This window comes from Phenylobacterium sp. (assembly GCF_035276905.1).
Taxonomy (GTDB): domain Bacteria; phylum Pseudomonadota; class Alphaproteobacteria; order Caulobacterales; family Caulobacteraceae; genus Phenylobacterium.
Genome location: NZ_DATELG010000132.1, coordinates 1 through 5,342 on the forward strand (window position 1 = coordinate 1; position 5,342 = coordinate 5,342).

The 5,342-nt window shown below is 70.6% G+C and carries 6 protein-coding genes; 3 read left to right on the forward strand and 3 right to left on the reverse strand.

The genetic code is table 11. From position 1 onward, the window contains the following. Together VJS38_RS06065 and VJS38_RS06070 are read right to left on the reverse strand one after the other, a co-directional pair. Positions 1–890 (reverse strand): LON peptidase substrate-binding domain-containing protein (locus VJS38_RS06065; protein ID WP_324087259.1); only part of this gene is annotated, 890 nt, incomplete at its 3' end. Between the two features lie 17 nt (positions 891–907). Next, positions 908–1,315, reverse strand: a complete 408-nt coding sequence (locus VJS38_RS06070) for an Hsp20/alpha crystallin family protein (RefSeq protein WP_324087260.1) — start codon at positions 1,313–1,315, stop codon at positions 908–910. Between the two features lie 231 nt (positions 1,316–1,546). Here VJS38_RS06070 and pstS point away from each other — a divergent pair, with 231 nt between their 5' ends. The 3 genes from pstS to VJS38_RS06085 all read left to right on the forward strand — a co-directional run bounded on the left by pstS (position 1,547) and on the right by VJS38_RS06085 (position 4,910). Continuing rightward, the gene (pstS, locus tag VJS38_RS06075; protein WP_324087261.1) at positions 1,547–2,647 is read left to right on the forward strand and encodes a phosphate ABC transporter substrate-binding protein PstS; all 1,101 of its coding nucleotides are present in this window, start codon (positions 1,547–1,549) and stop codon (positions 2,645–2,647) included. A gap of 311 nt (positions 2,648–2,958) precedes the next feature. Continuing rightward, positions 2,959–4,047, forward strand: a complete 1,089-nt coding sequence (locus VJS38_RS06080; protein ID WP_324087262.1) for an endonuclease/exonuclease/phosphatase family protein — start codon at positions 2,959–2,961, stop codon at positions 4,045–4,047. Continuing rightward, the gene (locus tag VJS38_RS06085) at positions 4,035–4,910 is read left to right on the forward strand and encodes a hypothetical protein (protein WP_324087263.1); all 876 of its coding nucleotides are present in this window, start codon (positions 4,035–4,037) and stop codon (positions 4,908–4,910) included. The genes VJS38_RS06080 and VJS38_RS06085 overlap by 13 nt, the downstream gene beginning before the upstream one ends. Positions 4,911–5,136: 226 nt before the next feature. Here VJS38_RS06085 and VJS38_RS06090 read toward each other — a convergent pair. Continuing rightward, on the reverse strand, positions 5,137–5,342 hold a 206-nt coding region (locus tag VJS38_RS06090; RefSeq protein ID WP_324087264.1), incomplete at its 5' end, for a hypothetical protein.

Here is a 5,342-nt window from a genome sequence, read left to right on the forward strand (position 1 = left end):
TCCAGCCGGCGCAGCTCCTTGCGCGCCTGGGCGTCCACCTCCTCGGGCATGCCGGCCGCGTCGATCGCCGCCTTGAGTTCGTCGAGGTCGGCGCCCTCCTTGTCCTCGCCCAGCTCGCGCTGGATGGCGGCCATCTGCTCGCGCAGCACCGCCTGGCGCTGGCGCTCGTCGAAGGTCGCGCGGGTCTGCTGGTTGATCTCCTGGCTGAGCTTCAGCACCTCGATGCGGTGGGAGAGCAGGCGCGAGACCTTGTCCAGCCGCTGCACGAGGTCGAGCGACTCCAGGATGTCCTGCTTCTCCTCCGGCTTGAGGTCCATGTGGGCGGCGGCCAGGTCGGCGAGCGCGCCCGGCGCGGCCACGGCCTCGACCGCCTCGCGCAGCTGCGGCGGGGCGGTGGGCAGGAGCGCGAGCGCCTCCAGGGCGCGCTGCTTCAGGCCGACGAAGCGGGCTTCGACCTCGGACGTCTGGCCGGGGGGCTCGGGCAGGTGCAGGCCGCGCGCGACCAGGAACGGCCAGCCGTCCAGGAACTCGGTGATGTGGAAGCGCTGCACGCCCTGGCAGATCATGTGGTGGCCGCCGTCGGGGGTGGTGATGTAGCGCAGGAGGTTGGCCACCACGCCCATGCTGTGCAGCTCCGCCGGCCCGGGCGCCTCGGCTGTCGGGTCCTTCTGCAGGACGATGGCGAACTGGCGCTGGGCCCGCACCGCCTGCTGGGCGCCGGCGATCGCCACGCGGCCGTCCAGGTTCACCGGCAGCACGATCTCGGGGAACAGCACGCTCTCGCGGACCGGCACGATGATCACCGCGTCGGCGGGCAGCGGCGGCAGCGCAGCCGGGTCGCCAGAGGCCGACTTTGGGGCGGGGTTCGGGGCGACGATGGTCTCCGGCATGTCTCAAGGCCCTCCGCTCAGCGCATCTTGCGCAGGCTGACCAGCAGGCAGCCGTTGGCGACGATGCGGCGCACGCCGTCATAGCGGCCGGCGGGCAGGGGGATGCGCCGCGAGAAGCAGCCCTGCGGCAGCTCCAGCCGGTGAATCACAGCGGTCTCCAGCTGCGGCGGCAGCACCCGGGTCCCGGACAGGATCAGGACGCCGTCCTCGATCACCGCCTCGACCGCGTCCGGGTCGACGCCGGGCAGGGCGGCGAGGATCAGCACCTCGCGGTCGGTCTCCAGCACGTCGACCGGCGGCTCCCAGCAGGGCCGGCCGACTCGCTGCTCCGCCGGACGGAACAGCTGGCGCTGGAGGCGCTCGGCCTCCGACAGCATCTGCACGGCGTCGGCCCACATCCAGTTCGCCGGGTCTTCTCGACGCATTGGTCGTCCTCCCTCGCACGCGCCCCCGCGCCACCCTCCACTTGGCCGTAACGAGCGGAACGCCCGCATGGGTTCCGCGGTCGACCGCAAAGCTGTGGTTCGAAAATGCGATCCGCCCTGTCCTGTGAAAGGATGTGGGTCGGACGATGATCGTTCCGGCTACGGAACGTATGTCACGCAGGTGTCACGCGACCTGCACATAAGTCCGCAAAACATTGGAAGGTGACCCAGATGATGAAGTCCGCGATTTCGACGACTTTAGCTGTCGCCTGCGCGCTCCTGCTCTTCGGCTGCGGGAAATCCTCGCAGACCGCTCAGGGCAACGCCGCCGCTCCGGCCCAGGTGGCCGGCGGTCCCAGCATCTCGGGCGCGGGGGCGACCTTCCCGGCGCCGATCTACGCCCGCTGGGCCGAGGAATATAAGAAGACCAGCGGCCAGACCCTGAACTATCAGGCGATCGGCTCCGGCGGCGGGATCAAGCAGATCCAGGCCAAGACGGTGGACTTCGGCGCTTCCGACAAGCCGATGAAGCCGGAGGATCTCGAAAAGGCCGGGCTCTACCAGTTCCCGACCGTGGTCGGCGGCGTCGTCCCCGTGGTCAACCTGCCGGGGATCCAGCCGGGCCAGATCAAGCTCACCGGCGCGCTGCTGGGCGACATCTACCTGGGGAACATCAAGAGCTGGAGCGACCCGAAGATCGCCGCGATCAATCCCGGCGTGAAGCTGCCGAACCTGCCGATCACCGTCGTGCATCGCTCGGACGGTTCTGGGACCAGCTTCCTCTACACGACCTACCTCACGAGCAAGAGCCCGGCCTGGGCGCAGAAGGTCGGCGCCAACGATGCGGTCGAATGGCCGACCGGCATCGGCGGCAAGGGCAACGACGGCGTCGCCGCCTTCGTCAAGCAGACCCCGGGCTCGATCGGCTACGTCGAATACGCCTACGCGACCCAGAACAAGATGGCCTACGCCCAGCTGCAGGACCACGACGGCGCCTTCGTCGCCCCGACCGCCCAGGCATTCGCCGCCGCCGCCAGCGGCGCCGACTGGGCCAGGGCGCCGGGCAACTACCTGCTGCTGATCGACCAGCCCGGCGCCGGCGCCTGGCCGATCACCGGCGCGACTTTCATCCTGATGCACAGGCAGCAGGCCGATGCGAACCGGGGCAAGTCGGTGCTGAGCTTCTTCGACTGGGCCTACACGCACGGCGACGAGGCGGCGACGAAGCTCGACTACGTGCCGCTGCCGCAGCAGGTGAAGGACATGGTCCGCAAGCAGTGGAGCGAGAACATCAAGACGGCCGAGGGCAAGCCGGTCTTCGCCGGCGCGTGACAGCGTAGCTGGCGCCGAACGACATCGGGATAGGGCGCCCGAACAAGTCGGGCGACGACGGATAGAAGAGAGTATCGACCGGCTGGCGCTCAGCCGGTCGATTTCTTTCGCCGCAATATAAGAAGGCTCGGTGGCTTCACACCACGGTCATAGAATCAAAGCATCTGCCGACAAAGACCGGCAAACACATCAATCCATATCCGGCTTCATTGGAACAGTTCGAGCTCGATTGGCGGGGCGGACGAACAGTGCCCGGCGGGATCGGCTCCGATGTCTTGGAGCGGCGAATGGTGTTCTTGGCGAGCCCCGTGATGTCTGTCGCCGCGACGGCGGCGTCGGTGGTGATCAACAGCCTCGGTCCGCCCCCCGGACCCCAGTCCGCCGGTCCACGGCCGCCGCCCGAGTCCGGCCGGCCGTTTCAGATCAGCATCCTGACCTACAATGTGCACGGCCTGCCCTGGCCGATCGCCGAGGGCCGCGGCGAGGCGCTGAGAGCCATCGGGCGTGAATTGGCGAGCATGCGGCAGGCCGGCCGGCAGCCCGACGTCGTGCTGATCCAGGAAGGATTCCGGGGCGAGGTCTCGGAGCTGGCGAAGGTCAGCGGCTATCGCTACTGGGCGCGCGGGCCGGAGCGCGACGAGCAGCCGCCCGCGCTCGCGTCCGGCCAGGCGTCCGCCTATCCGGCGGTGCGCTATCCGCTGGCCGGCGAGGGCTGGGGCAAGTTCACCGGCAGCGGCCTGCACGTCCTCAGCGACCTGCCGATCGTGGCGGTGCGCGGCGAGGCCTACCGGGCCTGCGCCGGCTTCGACTGCCTGGCCAACAAGGGGGTCATGCTGGTCCGCGTGGCCCTGCCCGGCGCGGGCGGCGAGGTCGACATCGTCAACACTCACCTCAACGCCAGGGGCGCGTCCAGGACACCGCCGGCGCGGACGCTGGCGGCGCACAACCAGCAGACCGACCAGCTCGTGGCCTTCATCAAGCGCGAGCATCGGGCGGATATTCCGCTGCTGGTCGGCGGCGACTTCAATGTGCGCAACGCGCCGGCGCGCTACGACTACGACGCCCAGAGCCGGCCCTATAAGGTGGTCAGCGAGTTCTGCGCCGGCGTCGATGCGGGCTGCGCCGGCCAGGCGGCGGCGGCCGGGGGCAGGCCCTGGCTGCGCTCGCAGGATCTGCAGGCGTTCAGCGCCGGCGGCGGACTCGACGTGCGGCCGGTCGGCGTCGCCACGGTCTTCGACGCCGCGAAGGGCGAGCGCGCATTGTCCGACCACGCCGGCTATCTGGTGCGCTATCAGCTGAACTGGGCGCCGTCGGCGCTGGCGCGAACGCCGCCGTCGCCGGGCTTCCGGGTGAAGCCCGTTCTGAAGCCTGTCGGCCTGAAGGTGTCGTGGCGGCCCTGACCGCCGCGGGATGGGAGAAGTTGATGCTCGGCCTGATCTTCGCCGCGGCCGTCGCGCTGCAGCCGCCTGCGGCCGGAGCCTCCGCCGTCCGCACGACCGCCCCCAGCGTCGAGCTGCGGCGCTATCCGGCGGACGAGGCCAACCAGGGGGTCGGCGTCGATGCGAGCTACTTCTACGCCGTCGATGATTCCCGCATCGCCAAGTACGACAGGGCCACCGGGCGCAAGGTCGCCGAGTGGGCGGGCGATCCGAAGCTCTACCCGCACATCAACTCCTGCGAGATCATCGGCCAGGAGCTGGTCTGCGCCGCCTCGAACTATCCGCAGACCCCGATGACCAGCGCCGTGGAGATCTTCGATCCCCGCCGGATGGTCCACCTGCGCACGATCGCGCTCGGTCAGCAGGGCGGATCGCTGACCTGGGTCGACCGCCACGACGGCTTCTGGTGGGCGGCGTTCGCCAACTACGACGGCCGCGGCGGAGAGCCCGGCCGTGACCACCGCGCGACCCGGCTGGTGAAGTTCGACGACGCCTGGCGCCGGGTCCAGGCCTGGAGCTTCCCCGCCTCGGTGCTCGACCGCTTCGCGCCGAGGAGCAGCTCGGGCGGCGGCTGGGGCGAGGACGGCCTGCTCTACGTCACCGGCCACGACCGGCCCGAGCTCTATGCCCTGAGGGTCCCAGCGTCGGGATCGACGCTGGAGCACGTCGCCACCGTCCCGATCCAGGTCGGCGGCCAGGCCATCGCCTGGGACCCCAGCCGGCCGCGGGTGCTGTTCGGCGTCAGTCGGGCCGGCCACGAGGTGGTGGCGATGCAGGCGCCCGCCCTCTCGACGGAGGGAACCCGCACGGCCGGCCCGCGCTGAACTGGTTTCGGAGCAGCAAGCCATGGGCGCATCCCAACAGCCGCAGAAGCCCGGCGCGCGGCCGCCGACGCCCGCGCCTGAGCCCCGCCAGGACGGGGCGCGGGTCAATAGTCCGAGCGCGCCGTGCGCGCAGCCCTATCCGCCGCCGGGCACCCCGCCGCCGGCGATGCCGGACGGCACGCCTTGGCCATGAGGCGTGCCCGCAGCCAGCTTCGCTGACAGAAAGTCAGATGGCGGCCAGATCCTGGGGCTCGTCGATGTCCAGCCCCAGCGTCGGCGAGCGGATCACTTCCAGCGCCAAGCCCAGCCGGGCCGCCTCCGCGCCATGCCGGGCAAAGCTGTCCGGGCCATACTGGAAGCGGAAGCCGCCGGCCTGGGGCAGCGGCAGCGATAGCGCATTGGTGCCCGGGCCGGCGCGGTCCGGGGCGACGG